Source organism: Pseudomonas inefficax (genome assembly GCF_900277125.1).
Lineage (GTDB): Bacteria > Pseudomonadota > Gammaproteobacteria > Pseudomonadales > Pseudomonadaceae > Aquipseudomonas > Aquipseudomonas inefficax.
The window spans coordinates 1-20,277 of the sequence record NZ_OPYN01000037.1 but is presented as its reverse complement, the minus strand read 5'-3'; the positions used below and the strand labels follow the sequence as shown (position 1 = coordinate 20,277).

16 protein-coding genes, 4 tRNA genes and 2 rRNA genes are annotated in these 20,277 nt (G+C 57.9%); all 22 read right to left on the bottom strand.

The window, feature by feature from the left end; all coding sequences use genetic code 11:
* Window positions 1–265 (bottom strand): GTP-binding protein (locus tag JV551A3_RS03725; protein ID WP_235874537.1); only part of this gene is annotated, 265 nt, incomplete at its 3' end.
* 27 nt (window positions 266–292) lie between these two features.
* Window positions 293–2,440 (bottom strand): elongation factor G, encoded by a 2,148-nt coding sequence (fusA, locus tag JV551A3_RS03720; RefSeq protein ID WP_112249305.1) that lies wholly within the window; start codon window positions 2,438–2,440, stop codon window positions 293–295.
* A gap of 30 nt (window positions 2,441–2,470) precedes the next feature.
* Window positions 2,471–2,941 carry a 30S ribosomal protein S7 gene (gene rpsG / locus JV551A3_RS03715; RefSeq protein ID WP_003246741.1) on the bottom strand — a complete coding sequence of 157 codons (471 nt, stop codon included), beginning with the start codon at window positions 2,939–2,941 and terminating at the stop codon, window positions 2,471–2,473.
* 106 nt (window positions 2,942–3,047) lie between these two features.
* Window positions 3,048–3,419 carry a 30S ribosomal protein S12 gene (gene rpsL, locus JV551A3_RS03710; protein WP_003255492.1) on the bottom strand — a complete coding sequence of 124 codons (372 nt, stop codon included), beginning with the start codon at window positions 3,417–3,419 and terminating at the stop codon, window positions 3,048–3,050.
* 211 nt (window positions 3,420–3,630) lie between these two features.
* Window positions 3,631–7,830 (bottom strand): DNA-directed RNA polymerase subunit beta', encoded by a 4,200-nt coding sequence (rpoC, locus tag JV551A3_RS03705; RefSeq protein ID WP_112249306.1) that lies wholly within the window; start codon window positions 7,828–7,830, stop codon window positions 3,631–3,633.
* Window positions 7,831–7,894: 64 nt separating this feature from the next.
* Window positions 7,895–11,968 (bottom strand): DNA-directed RNA polymerase subunit beta, encoded by a 4,074-nt coding sequence (gene rpoB / locus JV551A3_RS03700; protein ID WP_013970631.1) that lies wholly within the window; start codon window positions 11,966–11,968, stop codon window positions 7,895–7,897.
* A 220-nt stretch (window positions 11,969–12,188) separates the two neighbouring features.
* Window positions 12,189–12,554: a 50S ribosomal protein L7/L12 gene (rplL, locus tag JV551A3_RS03695; protein WP_003255496.1), complete on the bottom strand. Its 366-nt coding sequence runs from the start codon at window positions 12,552–12,554 to the stop codon at window positions 12,189–12,191.
* Window positions 12,555–12,631: 77 nt separating this feature from the next.
* Window positions 12,632–13,132 carry a 50S ribosomal protein L10 gene (gene rplJ / locus JV551A3_RS03690; RefSeq protein ID WP_016715872.1) on the bottom strand — a complete coding sequence of 167 codons (501 nt, stop codon included), beginning with the start codon at window positions 13,130–13,132 and terminating at the stop codon, window positions 12,632–12,634.
* A 197-nt stretch (window positions 13,133–13,329) separates the two neighbouring features.
* Window positions 13,330–14,025 (bottom strand): 50S ribosomal protein L1, encoded by a 696-nt coding sequence (gene rplA / locus JV551A3_RS03685; RefSeq protein WP_085626170.1) that lies wholly within the window; start codon window positions 14,023–14,025, stop codon window positions 13,330–13,332.
* Complete coding sequence (gene rplK / locus JV551A3_RS03680) at window positions 14,025–14,456, bottom strand: 50S ribosomal protein L11 (RefSeq protein ID WP_003255500.1); 432 nt, start codon at window positions 14,454–14,456, stop codon at window positions 14,025–14,027. The genes rplA and rplK overlap by 1 nt, the downstream gene beginning before the upstream one ends.
* A 119-nt stretch (window positions 14,457–14,575) precedes the next feature.
* Window positions 14,576–15,109, bottom strand: coding sequence for a transcription termination/antitermination protein NusG (gene nusG / locus JV551A3_RS03675; protein ID WP_003255501.1), 534 nt, complete (start codon window positions 15,107–15,109; stop codon window positions 14,576–14,578).
* A gap of 9 nt (window positions 15,110–15,118) precedes the next feature.
* Window positions 15,119–15,487: a preprotein translocase subunit SecE gene (secE, locus tag JV551A3_RS03670; protein WP_133970121.1), complete on the bottom strand. Its 369-nt coding sequence runs from the start codon at window positions 15,485–15,487 to the stop codon at window positions 15,119–15,121.
* Between the two features lie 44 nt (window positions 15,488–15,531).
* Window positions 15,532–15,607: transfer RNA gene (locus tag JV551A3_RS03665), tRNA-Trp, on the bottom strand.
* A 54-nt stretch (window positions 15,608–15,661) separates the two neighbouring features.
* Window positions 15,662–16,855, bottom strand: coding sequence for an elongation factor Tu (gene tuf / locus JV551A3_RS03660; RefSeq protein ID WP_013970626.1), 1,194 nt, complete (start codon window positions 16,853–16,855; stop codon window positions 15,662–15,664).
* A gap of 78 nt (window positions 16,856–16,933) precedes the next feature.
* Window positions 16,934–17,009, bottom strand: a tRNA-Thr gene (locus tag JV551A3_RS03655).
* Between the two features lie 29 nt (window positions 17,010–17,038).
* Window positions 17,039–17,112: transfer RNA gene (locus tag JV551A3_RS03650), tRNA-Gly, on the bottom strand.
* A 24-nt stretch (window positions 17,113–17,136) separates the two neighbouring features.
* Window positions 17,137–17,220, bottom strand: a tRNA-Tyr gene (locus JV551A3_RS03645).
* Window positions 17,221–17,372: 152 nt separating this feature from the next.
* The gene (locus tag JV551A3_RS03640) at window positions 17,373–17,798 is read right to left on the bottom strand and encodes a hypothetical protein (protein WP_133970120.1); all 426 of its coding nucleotides are present in this window, start codon (window positions 17,796–17,798) and stop codon (window positions 17,373–17,375) included.
* A gap of 7 nt (window positions 17,799–17,805) precedes the next feature.
* Complete coding sequence (locus JV551A3_RS03635; protein WP_133970119.1) at window positions 17,806–18,555, bottom strand: pantothenate kinase; 750 nt, start codon at window positions 18,553–18,555, stop codon at window positions 17,806–17,808.
* A complete protein-coding gene (gene birA, locus JV551A3_RS03630) occupies window positions 18,545–19,504 on the bottom strand; it encodes a bifunctional biotin--[acetyl-CoA-carboxylase] ligase/biotin operon repressor BirA (RefSeq protein ID WP_133970118.1) in 960 nt (319 codons plus the stop codon). Before birA ends, JV551A3_RS03635 begins: the two co-directional genes overlap by 11 nt.
* Before the next feature lie 288 nt (window positions 19,505–19,792).
* A 5S ribosomal RNA gene (gene rrf / locus JV551A3_RS03625) occupies window positions 19,793–19,908 on the bottom strand.
* Window positions 19,909–20,039: 131 nt separating this feature from the next.
* A 23S ribosomal RNA gene (locus JV551A3_RS03620) occupies window positions 20,040–20,277 on the bottom strand; the annotation flags it as partial.

The window sequence follows — 20,277 nt, the reverse complement described above, 5'->3', positions numbered from 1 at the left end:
CGTAGTCAGCGTGACCTGGGCAGTCAACGTGAGCGTAGTGACGAATGTTCGAGTTGTACTCGACGTGAGCGGTGTTGATGGTGATACCGCGCGCTTTTTCTTCCGGAGCCGAGTCGATCTTGTCGAACTCAACGACTGCCGAACCGAAAACTTCGGAGCAGACGCGAGTCAGAGCTGCGGTCAGAGTGGTCTTACCGTGGTCAACGTGGCCGATAGTGCCGACGTTAACGTGGGGAAGGGAACGATCAAATTTTTCTTTAGCCACGACAGTGAACCTCTTGCCTAAAGGGGATTAGCCTTGTTTTTTAACGAGTGCTTCGACGATGTTCGACGGAGCTTCGGCGTATTTGGAGAATTCCATGGAGTAGCTTGCGCGACCCTGAGACATGGAACGAACGTCGGTTGCGTAACCGAACATCTCTCCGAGCGGAACTTCAGCGCGGACGACGCGGCCAGAGACCGACTCATCCATACCCTGGACCAGACCACGACGACGGTTCAGGTCACCCATCACGTCACCCAGGTAGTCTTCCGGGGTTACAACTTCGACCTTCATGATCGGCTCGAGAACCACGCCACCGCCCTTCTGGGCCAGTTGCTTGGTTGCCATCGAAGCAGCGATCTTGAACGCCATTTCGTTGGAGTCGACGTCGTGGTACGAACCGTCGAATACCGCGGCCTTCAGGCCGATCAGAGGATAACCGGCAACAACGCCGTTTTTCATCTGCTCTTCGATACCCTTCTGGATCGCAGGGATGTATTCCTTAGGAATCACACCACCAACGACTTCGTTGGAGAACACCAGACCTTCGGTGATGTTGCCCTTGTCGTCCTGATCCGGCTCCGAGAAACGGATCCAGCAGTGACCGAACTGACCACGACCGCCCGACTGACGAACGAACTTGCCTTCGATCTCGACGTTGGACTTGGTGATCTTCTCGCGGTACGAAACCTGCGGCTTGCCGATGTTGGCCTCGACGTTGAACTCGCGCTTCATGCGGTCAACGAGGATGTCCAGGTGCAGCTCACCCATACCGGAGATGATGGTCTGACCAGTTTCTTCGTCGGTCTTGACGCGGAACGACGGGTCTTCCTGAGCCAGCTTGCCCAGTGCGATACCCATCTTCTCCTGGTCGGCCTTGGTTTTCGGCTCTACGGAGAGCGAAATCACAGGCTCAGGGAAGTCCATACGCTCGAGGATGATCGGCTTGTCGGCGTTGCACAGGGTGTCACCGGTGGTGACGTCCTTCATGCCGATCAGAGCAGCGATGTCGCCTGCACGTACTTCCTTGATTTCTTCACGCTGGTTGGCGTGCATCTGCACCATACGACCAACGCGCTCTTTCTTGCCCTTGACCGAGTTGATGACGGAGTCACCGGAGGTCAGGAAGCCCGAGTAAACGCGAACGAAGGTCAGAGTACCAACGAACGGGTCGGTGGCAATCTTGAACGCCAGGGCCGAGAACGGCTCGTTGTCGTCAGCGTGACGCTCGTCGAACTGCTCAGGCTTGACTTCGTCCTTCGGCACGTCGATCAGGTCAGGGTGGATACCCTTGATCGCCGGAATCTCGGTCGGAGCAGGCAGGAAGTCGATAACGGCGTCGAGAACCAGGGGAACGCCCTTGTTCTTGAACGACGAACCGCAGACAGCCGGAACGATCTCGCTGGCCAGGGTGCGCGCGCGCAGGCCTGCCTTGATCTCTTCGACGGTCAGCTCACCTTCTTCAAGGTACTTGTTCATCAGTTCTTCGTTGGCTTCGGCGGCGGCTTCAACCATGTTGTTGCGCCATTCGTTAGCCAGCTCGACCATATCCGCAGGAATTTCTTCCTCGCGGTAGGTAGTGCCCTTGTCGTCGTCGTTCCAGTAGATGGCTTTCATCTTGATCAGGTCGACCTGACCTTGGAAGTCGTCTTCTGCACCGATAGCCAGCTGGACCGGAACCGGGGTGTGACCCAGGCGGTTCTTGATCTGGCCGACAACGCGCAGGAAGTTGGCACCGGCACGGTCCATCTTGTTCACGTAGACAACACGTGGAACGCCGTACTTGTTGGCCTGACGCCATACGGTTTCGGACTGCGGCTCAACGCCGGAGGTGCCGCAGAACACAACGACCGCGCCGTCGAGTACACGCAGCGAACGCTCTACTTCAATGGTGAAGTCAACGTGGCCGGGGGTATCGATGACGTTTACGCGGTAGTTGTCGTACTGACCACGAGAACCTTTCCAGAAGGTGGTAACGGCAGCGGAGGTAATGGTGATACCGCGCTCCTGCTCCTGCACCATCCAGTCGGTGGTCGCGGCGCCGTCGTGCACCTCGCCCATCTTGTGGCTCAGACCTGTGTAGAACAGGATCCGCTCGGTAGTGGTAGTCTTGCCCGCGTCAACGTGGGCACAGATACCGATGTTACGGTAGCGGTTAATTGCTGTAGTACGAGCCATAAAGCCCTCGCAAAATAATTGATGCTTGAATTAGAAGCGGTAGTGCGAGAACGCTTTGTTGGCTTCAGCCATACGGTGCACGTCTTCACGCTTCTTGACTGCAGCACCCTTGCCTTCAGCAGCATCCAGCAGTTCGCCGGCCAGGCGCAGGGCCATCGACTTCTCGCCGCGCTTGCGGGCGTAGTCTACGAGCCAGCGCATTGCCAGAGCGTTACGACGGGATGGACGAACTTCAACCGGAACCTGGTAAGTGGCACCGCCGACACGGCGGGACTTTACTTCGACCAGCGGAGCGATGGCGTCGAGAGCTTTCTCGAAGATTTCCAGGGGGTCGCTGTTCTTGCGTGCTTTGACGGTATCCAGGGCACCGTAAACGATGCGCTCGGCTACGGCCTTCTTGCCGCTTTCCATCACGTGGTTCATGAACTTGGCGAGAATCTGGGATCCGTACTTCGGATCGTCAAGGATCTCACGTTTTGCTGCTACACGACGTCTTGGCATGATAAGCCCTCAAACGGTCTTCAGGTTAGCCCGGGACGTGGGTCTTCGACCCCTGCCCGACCTTACTCTTATCGACTCAAATAAATGGATGTCTGCAAACGACCGATTACTTCGGACGCTTGGTACCGTACTTCGAACGACCCTGGTTACGGCCTTTGACGCCCGAAGTATCCAGAGAGCCGCGAACGGTGTGGTAACGAACACCTGGCAAGTCTTTTACACGGCCGCCACGAATCAGGACGACGCTGTGCTCTTGCAGGTTGTGGCCTTCACCACCGATGTACGAGGAAACCTCGAAACCGTTGGTCAGACGCACACGGCATACTTTACGCAGTGCCGAGTTAGGTTTTTTCGGCGTGGTGGTGTACACGCGGGTGCACACGCCACGACGCTGCGGGCAGTTCTGCAGCGCAGGAACGTCGGACTTCTCGACCGAACGCTTACGCGGCTGACGTACCAGCTGGTTGATAGTTGCCATCTACTAGCTCCACTGATTGTCTTGCGACTCTATTGTCTTGCAAGAAAGCCAAAAATTGGCGAGACGGAGCCTCACCAAATTTAAGGGTACAAAAGTCTAAAGAGGATCTTGCACCCAGTCAAGACGAGGCCCCGGCCCTCCCCGCCCGATCATCGGCAACATTTCATGTCGTCGATGACCGTTCGGGGCTTGCCGGGGCCCTGCCCTGTACTTAGTTACCGCTGGAGTTCAGCGCTTCGGTCAGTGCGGCTTCCACCTCACTGGCGCTCACACGCAGCGGCTTGTCGGCATCACGGCGACGCTTGCGCTCGCTGTGGTAGGCCAGACCAGTACCGGCCGGGATCAGACGACCCACGACCACGTTCTCTTTCAGGCCGCGCAGGTAATCGCGCTTGCCGGTTACCGCCGCTTCGGTCAGTACGCGGGTGGTTTCCTGGAAGGAAGCCGCGGAGATGAACGACTCGGTCGACAGCGACGCCTTGGTGATACCCAGCAGCACGCGGGTGAACTTGGAGACGAACTTGTCCTCGGCGGCGAGACGCTCGTTCTCTACCAGCACCTGGGTCAGTTCCATCTGGTCGCCCTTGATGAAGCTGGAATCGCCCGACTCGGAGATCTCGACCTTGCGCAGCATCTGACGCAGGATGGTCTCGATGTGCTTGTCGTTGATCTTAACGCCTTGCAGACGGTAAACGTCCTGGATCTCGTTGACGATGTACTTCGCCAGCGCGCTCACACCCAGCAGACGCAGGATGTCGTGCGGATCGCTCGGGCCGTCGGAGATAACTTCGCCGCGGTTTACCTGTTCGCCTTCGAAGACGTTCAGGTGGCGCCACTTCGGAATCAGCTCTTCGTACGGATCGCTACCGTCGGTCGGAGTGATGACCAGACGACGCTTGCCCTTGGTCTCTTTACCGAACGCGATGGTGCCGCTGACTTCAGCCAGAATCGAGGCTTCTTTCGGACGGCGCGCTTCGAACAGGTCGGCAACGCGCGGCAGACCACCGGTGATGTCACGGGTCTTCGACGTTTCTTGCGGGATACGCGCGATAACGTCACCAACGCCGATCTGGGCACCGTCAGCCACACCGACAAGGGCGTTGGCCGGCAGGAAGTACTGGGCAGGTACATCGGTACCTGGCAGATACAGATCCTTGCCAGAAGCATCGACCATCTTGATCGCCGGACGGATTTCCTTGCCAGCGGCAGGGCGATCCTTGACGTCCAGGACTTCGATGTTGGTCAAACCGGTCAATTCGTCGGTCTGACGCTTGATGGTGATGTTTTCTTCCATGCCCACGAAGGTCACGGTACCTTTCAGCTCGGTAACGATCGGGTGGGTGTGCGGGTCCCACTTGGCGACGATGGCGCCAGCTTCGACCTTGTCACCTTCCTTGACCGAAATCACCGCACCGTAAGGCAGCTTGTAGCGCTCACGCTCACGACCGAACTCGTCGGCAATCGCCAACTCGCCCGAACGCGATACGGCAACCAGGTTGCCATCGGCACGCTCTACCTGCTTCAGGTTGTGCAGACGCACCATACCGCCGTTCTTCACCTGGACGCTGTCGGCAGCCGAGGTACGGCTTGCAGCACCACCGATGTGGAACGTACGCATGGTCAGCTGGGTACCCGGCTCACCGATCGACTGTGCAGCGATAACGCCGACAGCTTCACCGATGTTCACCTGGTGACCGCGAGCCAGGTCACGACCGTAGCACTTGGCGCAGATACCGTAGCGGGTTTCGCAGTTGATCGGCGAACGCACGACTACTTCGTCGATGCTGTTCAGCTCGATGAACTCTACCCACTTCTCGTCAACCAGGGTGCCTGCCGGAACGATGACGTCCTCGGTGCCTGGCTTGAACACGTCACGGGCGATGACACGACCCAGTACACGCTCACCCAGCGGCTCTACAACATCGCCACCTTCGATGTGCGGGGTCATCAGCAGGCCCTGGTCGGTGCCGCAGTCGATCTCGGTAACCACCAGATCCTGGGCAACGTCTACCAGACGACGAGTCAGGTAACCGGAGTTAGCAGTCTTCAGTGCGGTATCCGCCAGACCCTTACGAGCACCGTGGGTCGAAATGAAGTACTGCAGAACGCTCAGACCTTCACGGAAGTTCGCCGTGATCGGCGTCTCGATGATGGAGCCGTCCGGCTTGGCCATCAGGCCACGCATACCGGCCAGCTGACGGATCTGGGCTGCGGAACCCCGCGCACCGGAGTCAGCCATCATGTACATCGAGTTGAAGGACTCTTGCTCGACTTCCTTGCCTTCGCGGTCGATGACCTTCTCTTTCGAGAGGTTGGCCATCATCGCCTTGGACACTTCGTCGTTCGCCTTCGACCACAAGTCGATGACCTTGTTGTACTTCTCGCCCTGGGTTACCAGGCCGGAGGCGTACTGGCTCTCGATTTCCTTCACTTCGTCGGTAGCGGTACCGATGATGCGGGCTTTTTCATCCGGGATAACGAAGTCGTTAACACCGATGGAAACGCCGGAAATGGTCGAGTAAGCGAAACCGGTGTACATCAGCTGGTCAGCGAAGATCACGGTCTCTTTCAGACCAACCACGCGATAGCACTGGTTGATCAGCTTGGAGATCGCCTTCTTCTTCATAGGCTGGTTGACCACGTCGTACGGCAGACCTGCCGGTACAACCTGGAACAGCAGCGCACGGCCGACAGTGGTGTCGACGATGCGGGTGTTCTTGACCACGGAACCATCACGCTCTTTCACGGTTTCGTTGATACGAACCTTGATTTTCGCGTGCAGGGCAGCCTCGCCGGCGCGGAATACGCGGTCGACTTCCTGCAGGTCGGCGAATACGCGACCTTCGCCCTTGGCATTGATGGCTTCACGGGTCATGTAGTACAGACCCAGTACCACGTCCTGCGACGGAACGATGATTGGCTCACCGTTGGCTGGCGACAGGATGTTGTTGGTCGACATCATCAGCGCGCGCGCTTCGAGCTGGGCTTCCAGGGTCAGCGGCACGTGAACGGCCATCTGGTCACCGTCGAAGTCGGCGTTGTACGCGGCGCAGACCAGTGGGTGCAGCTGGATGGCCTTACCTTCGATCAGAACCGGTTCAAAGGCCTGGATACCCAGACGGTGCAGGGTCGGTGCACGGTTGAGCAGCACGGGGTGTTCGCGGATCACCTCGGCGAGCACGTCCCACACCTCTGGCAGCTCGCGCTCGACCATCTTCTTGGCAGCCTTGATGGTGGTCGCCAGACCACGCATTTCCAGCTTGCCGAAAATGAACGGCTTGAACAGCTCGAGAGCCATTTTCTTCGGCAGACCGCACTGATGCAGACGCAGGGTCGGACCTACGGTAATTACCGAACGGCCGGAGTAGTCCACACGCTTACCGAGCAGGTTCTGACGGAAGCGACCTTGCTTACCTTTGATCATGTCGGCCAGGGACTTCAGCGGACGCTTGTTCGAGCCAGTGATGGCGCGACCGCGACGGCCGTTGTCCAGCAGGGCGTCGACCGCTTCCTGCAGCATGCGCTTTTCGTTGCGCACGATGATGTCCGGCGCCGACAGATCCAGCAGGCGCTTCAGACGGTTGTTACGGTTGATCACCCGACGATACAGGTCGTTCAGGTCGGAGGTCGCGAAGCGGCCACCATCCAGCGGTACCAGCGGACGCAGGTCCGGCGGCAGCACTGGCAGGACGGTCAGGACCATCCACTCAGGCAGGTTGCCCGAGCCCTGGAAAGCTTCCATCAGCTTCAGGCGCTTGGACAGCTTCTTGATCTTGGTTTCCGAGTTGGTCTGCGGAATCTCTTCGCGCAGGCGACCGATCTCGTGCTCCAGGTCGATAGCGTGCAGCAGCTCGCGGACAGCTTCGGCACCCATGCGGGCGTCGAAGTCGTCACCGAACTCTTCCAGCGCTTCGAAGTACTGCTCGTCGTTCAGCAGCTGACCCTTTTCCAGGGTGGTCATGCCCGGGTCGATAACGACGTAGCTCTCGAAGTAGAGCACGCGCTCGATGTCACGCAGGGTCATGTCCATCAGCAGGCCGATACGGGACGGCAGCGACTTCAGGAACCAGATGTGGGCAACAGGCGAGGCCAGTTCGATGTGCGCCATGCGCTCACGACGAACTTTCGCCAGGGCAACTTCAACGCCGCACTTCTCGCAGATCACGCCGCGGTGCTTGAGGCGCTTGTACTTGCCGCACAGGCACTCGTAGTCCTTGACTGGGCCAAAGATCTTGGCGCAGAACAGGCCGTCACGCTCAGGTTTGAACGTACGGTAGTTAATGGTTTCCGGCTTCTTAACTTCACCGAACGACCACGAACGGATCATTTCAGGCGACGCCAGACCGATGCGGATGGCGTCGAACTCTTCGACTTGACCCTGGTTTTTCAGCAAATTCAGTAGGTCTTTCAAGGCCTTTCCTCCTGGCGGAGCAGGGAGCGGGCATTACCTGCCCCACTCCCCTTCGCGTCACGTGTTATTCGGTTTCCAGATCGATATCGATACCGAGCGAACGGATCTCTTTGATCAACACGTTGAAGGACTCGGGCATGCCCGGCTCCATACGGTGATCGCCATCCACGATGTTCTTGTACATCTTGGTACGGCCGTTCACGTCGTCCGACTTCACTGTGAGCATTTCTTGCAGGGTGTATGCCGCGCCGTATGCCTCCAGCGCCCACACTTCCATCTCCCCGAAACGCTGACCACCGAACTGCGCCTTACCACCCAGCGGCTGCTGGGTAACCAGGCTGTAGGAACCAGTGGAACGCGCGTGCATCTTGTCGTCCACCAAGTGGTTCAGCTTGAGCATGTACATGTAACCAACGGTCACAGGACGCTCGAACTTGTTGCCGGTACGGCCATCGAACAGCACCATCTGGCCGCTCTCTGGCAGGTCGGCCAGCTTCAGCATGGCCTTGATCTCGCGCTCCTTGGCACCGTCGAAGACCGGGGTAGCCATTGGCACGCCCTTCTTCAGGTTGTGCGCCAGGGCCAGGATCTCTTCGTCGGTGAACTCGTCGAGGTTTTCCTGACGACCGCCGATCTCGTTGTAGACCTCGGTCAGGAACACGCGCAGTTCAGCGGCCTTGCGCTGCTCTTCGATCATGCGATCGATCTTCTCACCCAGACCTTTGGCTGCGAGGCCCAGGTGGGTTTCGAGGATCTGACCGACGTTCATACGCGAAGGTACGCCCAGCGGGTTCAGTACGACATCGACCGGAGTACCGTTGGCGTCGTGCGGCATGTCTTCGACCGGCATGATTACCGAGACAACACCCTTGTTACCGTGACGACCAGCCATCTTGTCACCCGGCTGGATGCGACGGCGGATTGCCAGGTAAACCTTGACGATCTTCAGTACGCCCGGTGCCAGGTCATCGCCCTGCTGCAGCTTGCGCTTCTTGTCTTCGAACTTGTCGTCCAGCAGACGGCGACGGTCGACGATGTACTGCTGAGCCTTTTCCAGCTGCTCGTTCAGTGCATCTTCAGCCATGCGCAGTTTGAACCACTGGCCGTGCTCCAGACCGTCCAGCACTTCGTCAGTGATCACGGTGCCCTTCTTCAGGCCCGCGCCACCGTCGACCACCTGGCCGTTCAGGGCGGAACGCAGACGCTCGAAGGTTGCACCTTCGACGATGCGGAACTCTTCGTTGAGGTCCTTGCGGATCTCGTCCAGCTGCATCTTCTCGATGGCCAGGGCGCGGCTGTCGCGCTCGACACCATCACGGGTGAAGACCTGTACGTCGATGACGGTACCCTTGGTGCCGGTCGGCACGCGCAGGGAGGTGTCCTTAACGTCGCTGGCCTTCTCACCGAAGATTGCGCGCAGCAGTTTTTCTTCCGGAGTCAGCTGGGTTTCGCCTTTTGGCGTGACCTTGCCGACCAGGATGTCGCCAGCACCGACTTCGGCACCCACGTAGACGATACCGGCTTCGTCCAGCTTGTTCAGTGCGGCTTCACCCACGTTCGGGATGTCCGCAGTGATTTCCTCTGGGCCAAGCTTGGTGTCACGCGCCACACAGGTCAGTTCCTGGATGTGGATGGTGGTGAAGCGGTCTTCCTGGACCACACGCTCGGACAGGCAGATGGAGTCTTCGAAGTTGAAGCCGTTCCACGCCATGAACGCGATGCGCATGTTCTGACCCAGCGCCAGTTCACCCATGTCGGTGGACGGGCCGTCGGCCATGATGTCGCCACGCTGAACCTTGTCACCCTTGCTGACCAGCGGACGCTGGTTGATGCAGGTGTTCTGGTTCGAACGGGTGTACTTGGTCAGGTTGTAGATATCCACACCTGCTTCGCCGGTTTCCACTTCGTCGTCGGCAACGCGAACAACGATACGGCTGGCATCGACCGAGTCGATCACACCACCGCGGCGAGCAACCACGCAGACACCGGAGTCACGGGCAACGTTGCGCTCCATGCCGGTACCTACCAGCGGCTTGTCGGCACGCAGGGTCGGTACAGCCTGACGCTGCATGTTCGAACCCATCAACGCACGGTTGGCGTCGTCGTGCTCGAGGAACGGAATCAGCGACGCAGCGACCGAAACAACCTGCTTCGGCGAAACGTCCATCAGGGTGACGTCTTCCGGCGCCTTGACGGTGAATTCGTTCAGGTGACGAACAGCTACCAGCTCATCGATCAGTTGCTTCTTCTCGTTCATCGCGGCCGAAGCCTGGGCGATGACGTGATCCGCTTCTTCAATGGCCGACAGGAACACGATGTCGTCGCTGACCACGCCTTCCTTCACCACGCGGTACGGGCTTTCCAGGAAGCCGTACTGGTTGGTGCGGGCATAGGCTGCCAGGGAGTTGATCAGACCGATGTTCGGACCTTCAGGGGTCTCGATCGGGCACACACGGCCGTAGTGGGTCGGGTGTACGTCACGGACTTCGAAGCCGGCACGCTCACGGGTCAGACCGCCAGGGCCGAGTGCAGAGACGCGGCGCTTGTGGGTGATCTCGGAGAGCGGGTTGTTCTGGTCCATGAACTGGGACAGCTGGCTGGAACCGAAGAACTCTTTCACTGCCGCCGCTACCGGCTTGGCATTGATCAGGTCCTGCGGCATCAGGCCTTCGCTTTCCGCCATCGACAGGCGTTCCTTGACCGCGCGCTCGACGCGCACCAGACCAACGCGGAACTGGTTCTCGGCCATCTCGCCGACGCAACGTACGCGACGGTTACCCAGGTGGTCGATGTCGTCGACGATGCCTTTGCCGTTACGGATGTCGACCAGGGTCTTCAGAACCTCGACGATATCTTCCTTGCTCAGCACGCCCGAACCTTCGATCTCGGTACGACCGATACGACGGTTGAACTTCATGCGGCCAACGGCGGACAGGTCGTAACGCTCGGCGCTGAAGAACAGGTTGTTGAACAGGGTCTCGGCTGCATCCTTGGTTGGCGGCTCGCCAGGACGCATCATGCGGTAGATCTCGACCAGGGCTTCCAGCTGGTTGCTGGTGGTGTCGATCTTCAGGGTATCGGAGATGAACGGACCGCAATCGATGTCGTTGGTGTACAGGGTCTCGATACGGACAACCTGTGCCTTGGCGACCTTGATCAGCAGTTCGGTGGTCATCTCGGTGTTGCATTCGGCCAGGATCTCGCCGGTAGCCGGATGCACGATGGCCTTGGCGGTAGTGCGGCCCAGGACGTATTCCATAGGAACGTCCAGCTGCTTGACGCCGGCCTTCTCGAGCTGGTTGATGTGGCGCGCGGTAATACGGCGGCCCTGCTCGACGATGACTTTGCCGGTTTCGTCATGGATATCCATGACTGCAACCTCACCACGCAGACGCTGCGGTACCAGTTCCAGGCTGAGTTTCTCGCCGGAAATGTGGAACACGTTGGTGGTGTAGAAGGTGTTCAGCACTTCTTCAGTGCTGTAACCCAGGGCACGCAGCAGCACCGAGGCCGGCAGTTTGCGGCGACGGTCGATACGTACGAACACGCAGTCCTTCGGGTCGAACTCGAAGTCCAGCCAGGAGCCGCGGTAAGGGATGATGCGAGCGGAGTACAGCAGCTTGCCGGAGCTGTGAGTCTTGCCACGGTCGTGGTCGAAGAACACACCAGGCGAACGGTGCAGCTGGGAAACGATCACACGCTCGGTACCGTTGATAACGAAGGTACCGTTCTCAGTCATCAGGGGGATTTCACCCATGTAGACTTCTTGCTCTTTGATGTCCTTGATCGCTTTGTTCGACGATTCCTTGTCGAAGATGATCAGGCGCACCTTGACCCGCAGTGGGACCGCAAAGGTCACGCCACGCAGGACACATTCCTTCACATCGAAGGCGGGTTCGCCCAGGCGATAGCCTACGTACTCCAGGGCAGCATTGCCGGAGTAGCTGATGATCGGAAATACCGATTTGAAGGCCGCGTGCAGGCCGACGTCGCGGAACTGATCCTTGGATGCTCCCGCTTGCAGGAATTCGCGATACGAATCCAGCTGGATGGCCAGGAGGTAAGGCACATCCATGACGTCCGGCAACTTGCTAAAGTCCTTGCGGATACGTTTTTTCTCAGTGTATGAGTAAGCCATCAGCGTTCCCCAGCTTGGTCACCTGCTTGTTTGGCTTCTCCCGGCGGGAGCAGCCAGAAAATCGTGCAAACCCCTTGGTTTGCGCCACCCACATGGGTGTCTTGCAGCTTGTTATCGGGGCCGGCCTGACCGGCCACCAATAACGGAAAAAGGCCGGTGGCATAAGCCACCAGCCATCAGCCCTTCGCTCAACGCTCGGACTGGAGTCGCAAGGTCGAGATTACTTCAGCTCGACTTTAGCGCCAGCTTCTTCCAGCTTCTTCTTAGCGTCTTCAGCGGCTTCTTTCGAAACGCCTTCAGCTACAACCTGAGGAGCGCCATCGACTTTCTCTTTGGCTTCTTTCAGGCCCAGACCGGTCAGTTCGCGAACGGCTTTGATCACGTTCACTTTCTTGTCGCCGGCTTCAACCAGAACAACGTTGAACTCGGTCTGCTCTTCAACAACGGCAGCAGCAGCAGCTGGGCCAGCAGCGGCAACAGCAGCGGTAACGCCGAAGGTTTCTTCCATAGCTTTGATCAGCTCAACAACTTCCAGAACGGTTTTCTGGCCGATTGCTTCGATGATTTGTTCGTTAGTCAGAGACATGACTTAAATCCTGTATTGGGGTGACAGCCTACGCAGCCATCAAATTAAACGTATGATTTTGAAAGAGTTTGCGCGCCTTAGGCGGCGGTAGCTTCTTTCTGGTCGCGAATGGCTGCCAGAGTACGAGCCAGCTTGCTGGTGGCGCCTTGAATAACGCTCATCAGTTTTGCGATAGCTTCGTCGCGGGTCGGCAGGGTAGCCAACACGTCGATCTGGTTCGCTGCAATGAAATTGCCGTCAAACGCAGCTGCCTTGATCTCGAACTTGTCCTGACCCTTGGCAAACTCTTTGAACAGACGAGCAGCAGCGCCCGGGTGTTCGTTGGAGAAAGCAATCAGGGTCGGGCCTTTGAACGCGTCGTTGAGGATCGAGAATTCGGTGCCTTCAACAGCGCGCTTGAGCAGGGTGTTACGTACGACACGTACGTAAACGCCAGCTTCGCGGGCCTCTTTACGGAGTCCGGTCATTGCGCTTACAGTCACACCACGGGCATCAGCCACGACAGCGGACAGAGCGACTTTGGCAGCCTCGTTGACTTCAGCGACGATGGCCTTCTTGTCTTCGAGTTTAATTGCCACGGGTTTACTCCTGGTTTTTACCGTTTCATCTGGCCGAAGCCGGATGTCGTTTTGGTGTCTGATTCGGTAACGAATCGGGAGCACCATCTGCGTGGGCTGGTGTTTTAAGGCTCGCGCCGCCTACGGTCTTGGATAGCCCCCGCCAGGCAGGGACCCCAATTTTTGCTGGTGGCGCGACAGGTCGCGCCACCATGTTCTTACACGTTCAGCGAGCTCTGATCGATGACCAGACCTGGGCCCATGGTGGTGCTCAGGGTAACGCGCTTGACGTAGATACCTTTCGAGGAAGCTGGCTTGATACGCTTCAGGTCAGCGATCAGGGCTTCAACGTTTTCCTTCAGCTTGCCGGCTTCGAAGCCGATCTTGCCAACGGAGGTGTGGATGATACCGTTCTTGTCGGTACGGTAGCGAACCTGACCAGCCTTGGCGTTCTTGACGGCGCCGGCTACGTCTGGGGTCACGGTACCAACTTTCGGGTTAGGCATCAGGCCGCGAGGACCCAGAACCTGACCCAGCTGACCTACAACGCGCATGGCATCAGGCGATGCGATGACGACGTCATAGTTCAGGTCGCCGCCTTTCATTTCGGCAGCCAGGTCGTCCATACCTACGCGGTCAGCGCCGGCAGCCAGAGCGGCTTCAGCAGCTGGACCCTGGGTGAAGACAGCAACGCGAACGGTCTTGCCAGTGCCGTGTGGCAGCACGGTAGCGCTACGTACGACCTGGTCGGATTTACGCGGGTCAACACCGAGGTTAACGGCGATGTCGTAGGACTCTACGAACTTGGCAGCCGGCAGCGAAGCCAGCAGAGTGGCCGCTTCTTCGAAGTTGTAGGCCTTGCCTGCTTCGATTTTCTCGGCGATCGCCTTTTGGCGTTTGGTCAGCTTAGCCATTACACACCCTCCACGTTCAGGCCCATGCTGCGGGCAGAGCCAGCGATGGTGCGTACAGCAGCGTCCAGGTCAGCGGCAGTCAGATCAGCCTGTTTAGCCTTGGCGATGTCTTCCAGCTGAGCACGGGTAACGGTACCGACTTTAACGGTGTTCGGACGAGCCGAACCACTGGTCAGGCCAGCAGCTTTCTTCAGCAGAACCGAGGCAGGGGTGCTCTTGGTCTCGAAGGTGAAGCTACGGTCGCTGTAGACAGTGATGATCACAGGAGTCGGCAGGCCGGCTTCTTGACCCTGAGTACGGGCGTTGAAGGCCTTGCAGAATTCCATGATGTTCACACCGTGTTGACCCAGTGCTGGACCAACGGGTGGGCTTGGGTTGGCCTGGCCGGCCTTAACTTGCAGCTTGATGTAAGCCTGAATCTTCTTAGCCATGAGCTACTCCAAAATCGGGTACGAACGCCTGATGGCTCCCCGGATGACTTGCGTTTTATCCCAGTGACGACAAAACCCCGCAGCACACAGGGCTGCGGGGTATGGGATGCTTCGTCCGCCTAGACCTTTTCGACCTGGCTGAACTCGAGCTCCACCGGAGTAGAGCGACCGAAAATGAGCACTGCAACCTGCAGGCGGCTCTTCTCGTAGTTAACCTCTTCGACACTACCATTGAAGTCAGCGAACGGACCATCAATGACTCGAACCACTTCACCCGGCTCGAACAGCGTCTTCGGCTTCGGCTTGTCGCTACCGTCGGCAACGCGACGCAGGATGGCCTCAGCTTCTTTATCAGTGATCGGCGCAGGCTTGTCTGCGGTGCCACCAATAAAGCCCATCACACGAGGGGTATCCTTGACCAAGTGCCAAGTCCCTTCGTTCATCTCCATCTGGACCAATACATAGCCAGGGAAGAATTTACGCTCACTCTTGCGCTTCTGGCCGTTGCGCATTTCGACGACTTCTTCGGTCGGGACCAAGATCTCGCCGAAACCGTCTTCCATGCCAGCCAGCTTGACGCGCTCGATCAGGGAGCGCATTACATGCTTCTCGTAACCCGAGTAAGCATGCACAACATACCAACGCTTAGCCACGGATCACCTTTAGCCAACGATCAAGGAGACCGCCCAGCCGAGCAGGGAATCAAGACCCCACAGCAGCAGTGCCATAACCAGCACGACAGCCACGACAATCAGCGTGGTCTGGGTGGTTTCCTGGCGGGTCGGCCACACGACTTTACGAATCTCGGTACGAGCTTCCTTCGCCAGCGTAAAGAACGACTTGCCCTTCGCAGTCTGCAAGGCAACAAAGCCCGCGACAGCAGCCAGGACGAGAAGTGCAAGGACGCGATACAGGATCGGGGATGCGGAGTAATACTGGTTACCCACTACACCGATAACCACCAAAGCCACTACAGCCAGCCACTTGAACAGATCAAAACGCGATTCTTGGGCTTCAGTTTTGGGAGTCATCGAGGAGGATCCTGTAAGAAGAAAGCCATCACACCGAAGTGAAATGGCAGGTCAGGAGGGAATCGAACCCCCAACCTACGGTTTTGGAGACCGTCGCTCTGCCAATTGAGCTACTGACCTGTAACGCTGTATCAGGCCGGCCATTATACCGGCCTGATCAAGTAAATCAACTACTTATTCAATAATTTTTGCTACGACACCGGCGCCGACGGTACGACCGCCTTCACGGATAGCGAAGCGCAGACCGTCTTCCATTGCGATGGTCTTGATCAGGGTAACAGTCATCTGAATGTTGTCACCTGGCATTACCATTTCAACGCCTTCCGGCAGTTCGCAGTTACCGGTCACGTCAGTGGTACGGAAGTAGAACTGAGGACGGTAGCCTTTGAAGAACGGAGTGTGACGACCGCCTTCTTCCTTCGACAGAACGTAGACTTCTGCGGTGAACTTGGTGTGCGGCTTGACCGAACCTGGCTTGACCAGAACCTGGCCACGCTCAACGTCGTCACGCTTGGTACCACGCAGCAGAACGCCGCAGTTCTCGCCAGCACGACCTTCGTCCAGCAGCTTGCGGAACATCTCAACACCGGTGCAGGTGGTGGTGGTGGTGTCACGCAGACCAACGATTTCCAGCGGATCCTGAACGCGGACGATACCACGCTCGATACGACCGGTAACAACGGTACCACGACCCGAGATCGAGAATACGTCTTCGATCGGCATCAGGAACGGCTGGTCAACAGCACGAACTGGCTCAGGGATGTAGGCATCCAGAGTTTCTACCAGCTTCTTGACAGCGGTAGTACCCATTTCGTTGTCGTCTTTGCCTTCCAGCGCCATACGAGCCGAACCGATGATGATCGGAGTGTCGTCGCCTGGGAAGTCGTAGGTGGACAGCAGGTCGCGAACTTCCATCTCGACCAGTTCCAGCAGCTCGGCGTCGTCTACCAGGTCAGCCTTGTTCAGGAAGACCACGATGTAAGGAACGCCTACCTGACGGGACAGCAGGATGTGCTCACGGGTTTGTGGCATCGGACCATCGGCGGCCGAGCAAACCAGGATCGCGCCGTCCATCTGGGCAGCACCGGTGATCATGTTCTTCACGTAGTCAGCGTGACCTGGGCAGTCAACGTGAGCGTAGTGACGAATGTTCGAGTTGTACTCGACGTGAGCGGTGTTGATGGTGATACCGCGCGCTTTTTCTTCCGGAGCCGAGTCGATCTTGTCGAACTCAACGACTGCCGAACCGAAAACTTCGGAGCAGACGCGAGTCAGAGCTGCGGTCAGAGTGGTCTTACCGTGGTCAACGTGGCCGATAGTGCCGACGTTAACGTGGGGAAGGGAACGATCAAACTTTTCCTTAGCCATCGATACAATCCTCCGCAGAAGAAATAGTCTTGCGCTGATAAAACAAAGGCAGATATTTTCATATCTGCCTTGTTTATATGGAGCTCTTGAGCGGACTTGAACCGCTGACCTCACCCTTACCAAGGGTGTGCTCTACCAACTGAGCTACAAGAGCGAAACACTTTGTGCAAAATCCAGCAAACTTGGAGCGGGTAGCGGGAATCGAACCCGCATCATCAGCTTGGAAGGCTGAGGTTCTACCACTAAACTATACCCGCGGAGCTTGCGGCTCTCGCTAAAACTGGTGGAGGGAGAAGGATTCGAACCTTCGAAGCTCTCGCAACGGATTTACAGTCCGCCCCCTTTGACCGCTCGGGAATCCCTCCAGATGTGGCCGGCATTCTATTTGTCTGCCGCCCTAGTGTCAAGCGTTTTTTCAAATTTTTTCAATCAAATCTGAAACTTAGCTGCTTTGACACCGCTTCCAGCTCTACCACCTGAGTGGTGTTCCCTGTGAAGCGGGCGCCATTCTATCAAGCTATTCGCCAGTTGCAATACCCTGGCAGAAAATAATTTTGTGTTTTAAGTCTTTGAAATCGTTGGAAAGAGTTGCGATGACGTTTTGGTCCAGCAAACGCTCGCTTTCAGCGGCAACCTTGAGCCAACGACCCTCCGCCCCCGCTAGCTGGCCCGCCACCGGTAGCGTGGAAATATCCAGGCTTAACAGACGCTGACGCAGTGCATCGAGCTCCCCCTGCCCCATAACGCCGCCGACTACCAGGCACTCATCCCGACGCTTGGGTGGCGCCGACACACCTGTTTCACGCAACAGACGGATTTCTTGCTGATTCCCCTTGTACAGCGAAAGGGGCGCGACTTCCTTGACCTTCAGCGGGGCTTCCTGCTGGTGCCACACGTAATAAAAGACGTTGAGCACCAGTAACAACAGAAACAACCAACGCATAGGCACCTCAATCCAATGGGCAGGCCATGGCCAAGCCAACGAAAACCAGGTCAGGCACGACGCGCGCCTGCGGCACGGCCTCTTTTACCAACGGCGCATCACCACCAGTGAGAAAGACTGCAAAATCGTCCCCCCACAGCGCCCGCGCCTGCTCGAGCTGGGTACGCGCAAAACCCTGGAGCATCAACACGCATCCGCGCTCGACCGCCTCGACAGTCGAACGCCCTGGCGCCAGGCTGGCCAATGCACGCTCAGCTGAGGCATCGTCATAACGGATACGCCGGGTGTGCGTACGCAACTGGCTACGCATCAATGGCATACCCGGGCAGATGTAGCCACCCAGGTGCTCGCCGTCCGCTGCAACGAAATCCGCTTTTGCAGCGGTTCCCAGGTCAATGACCAGGCAAGCGCCCTTGGCCAGGTGAAAAGCTCCCAGCGCCGCCAACCAACGGTCCATGCCCAGGCGCTGGTAGTCGTCATAGCCGTTGCGCACACCCGCCAGTTCCTGGGCCGGATGCGCCACTCGCGCTTGCACGGCAAACGCTTGGGCAATCAGCGCGCAAAGCGCATCGGTTTCTTCTTCACTGCGCACGCTGACAATGCGGCAGCCAGTGAGACGAACCGACGGCAGCGCAGCCACCTCGGCTACCAGCGCCTGATCGGAGTCGACGATACCGCCGCTTTCAATCGCTGCATCAGCGACATGGATTACCCGCCACTTGATGAAGCTGTTACCGCAATCGAGCTCAAGAATCATCACGCAACCTCAAACTGAGCTCACCACCACTGAAGCTCTTTTCTACCCCGTCCACCTCAAGGCGCAAGCCGCCCTGCCCGTCGACACCAAGAACCACGCCATCAATACGTGTGTTACCGGCAACCAGAGAAACCTTGCGCCCCTGCCAGAGGTGCGCCTGCTCCCATTCTTCCTGGAATGCGGCAAACCCGTAGCGACGATGCCGTGCCAATTCGCGCTGCAACTGCTGGCTGAGCAACGCCACCAGGCGGTTACGGTCAACTGCCATCCCTGCTTCGCGGCGCATCGAGGTCCACAGCTGGTCGACCTGATCATTGAGCTGCATGTTCACATTGATGCCGATACCCAGCACCACATGACATACATCTGCCGGGTCGCCCACCAACTCCAAGAGGATACCGGTGATCTTCTGCCCGCGAACGAGGACATCATTGGGCCATTTGAGCCCCACATCCTTCACCCCAAACGCCTGCAGGGTACGCATTACCGCCAACCCCACCACTAGACTCAAGCCCTCGAGCTGGCGCATGCCGCCATCCACACGGAGTACCAGGCTGTAATACAGGTTTTCGGCAAACGGGCTGACCCACTGCCGACCACGCCGACCACGGCCGGCGCTCTGGCGCTCAGCCAGGACCAGGAATGGAGCAATCTGCCCTTCCGCGGCGAGCCGCAGGCCTTCGGCATTGGTCGAATCGATGGTGTCGTGGATAAAAACAGGCCACTGCTCGCCTTCGGTAAACTCGGCAATCGCTTGTGCATCGAGCAAAGCCAGTGGCGCCGACAGCTGATAGCCGCGCCCACGAACCTTGTGAATGGTGAGGTTCAGTTCGCTCTCTAGGTGCTGCAGCTGCTTCCAAACGGCGCTGCGACTTACCCCGAGGGCCGCCCCCAGAGCTTCTCCGGAATGGAACCTGCCATCCTTGAGGAGATTCAACAACTTCAGCATGCCAGTCTCGACTTGGAATAAGGCAGGCATGATAGCTATGGGCTGTTGGCTTGCATAGGAAAAGGGCCTGCCGGCAGAGTGAAGGCCACTCCGCGCAGCACCCCGAAGACCGCGCCGCACTTGTGGGCTTCAGCTGCGAAGCAGGCAGCGCGGTGGATGGCACCGGCTTTGCCGGTGTTCGCGGGCGCGCCCGCTCCCACAGAGAAGGGTTGTGCAGGTCTGGGACTTTATTAGCCAGAAAGACAAAACCCCTACCTGCATGCGCAGATAGGGGTTTTGCGAAATGAATCTTGACGATGACCTACTCTCACATGGGGAAACCCCACACTACCATCGGCGATGCATCGTTTCACTGCTGAGTTCGGGATGGGATCAGGTGGTTCCAATGCTCTATGGTCGTCAAGAAATTCTGTTGCCAGAATGTCCAGATGGACAGCCCAGCGAATTCGGATATGCGATATTTGTGATGTTGCGAACTTTCGGTTCTTTCGTCTTCACCACCGCAATCTGCGTCAGCAAATTGCTTNGGTGTTATATGGTCAAGCCTCACGGGCAATTAGTATTGGTTAGCTCAACGCCTCACAGCGCTTACACACCCAACCTATCAACGTCGTAGTCTTCGACGGCCCTTTAGGGGATTCAAGATCCCAGTGAGATCTCATCTTGAGGCAAGTTTCCCGCTTAGATGCTTTCAGCGGTTATCTCTTCCGAACATAGCTACCCGGCAATGCCACTGGCGTGACAACCGGAACACCAGAGGTTCGTCCACTCCG

What these genes read in the sequence shown, in the direction of transcription:
- JV551A3_RS03640 (WP_133970120.1), bottom strand. Translation starts at nt 17,798, where the DNA reads ATGCGTTGGTTGTTTCTGTTGTTACTGGTGCTCAACGTCTTTTATTAC.
- JV551A3_RS03635 (WP_133970119.1), bottom strand. Translation starts at nt 18,555, where the DNA reads ATGATTCTTGAGCTCGATTGCGGTAACAGCTTCATCAAGTGGCGGGTA.
- secE (WP_133970121.1), bottom strand. Translation starts at nt 15,487, where the DNA reads ATGACTCCCAAAACTGAAGCCCAAGAATCGCGTTTTGATCTGTTCAAG.
- birA (WP_133970118.1), bottom strand. Translation starts at nt 19,504, where the DNA reads ATGCTGAAGTTGTTGAATCTCCTCAAGGATGGCAGGTTCCATTCCGGA.
- rpsG (WP_003246741.1), bottom strand. Translation starts at nt 2,941, where the DNA reads ATGCCAAGACGTCGTGTAGCAGCAAAACGTGAGATCCTTGACGATCCG.
- rplL (WP_003255496.1), bottom strand. Translation starts at nt 12,554, where the DNA reads ATGTCTCTGACTAACGAACAAATCATCGAAGCAATCGGCCAGAAAACC.
- rpsL (WP_003255492.1), bottom strand. Translation starts at nt 3,419, where the DNA reads ATGGCAACTATCAACCAGCTGGTACGTCAGCCGCGTAAGCGTTCGGTC.
- rpoB (WP_013970631.1), bottom strand. Translation starts at nt 11,968, where the DNA reads ATGGCTTACTCATACACTGAGAAAAAACGTATCCGCAAGGACTTTAGC.
- tuf (WP_013970626.1), bottom strand. Translation starts at nt 16,855, where the DNA reads ATGGCTAAGGAAAAGTTTGATCGTTCCCTTCCCCACGTTAACGTCGGC.
- rplK (WP_003255500.1), bottom strand. Translation starts at nt 14,456, where the DNA reads ATGGCTAAGAAGATTCAGGCTTACATCAAGCTGCAAGTTAAGGCCGGC.
- rplA (WP_085626170.1), bottom strand. Translation starts at nt 14,025, where the DNA reads ATGGCTAAGCTGACCAAACGCCAAAAGGCGATCGCCGAGAAAATCGAA.
- fusA (WP_112249305.1), bottom strand. Translation starts at nt 2,440, where the DNA reads ATGGCTCGTACTACAGCAATTAACCGCTACCGTAACATCGGTATCTGT.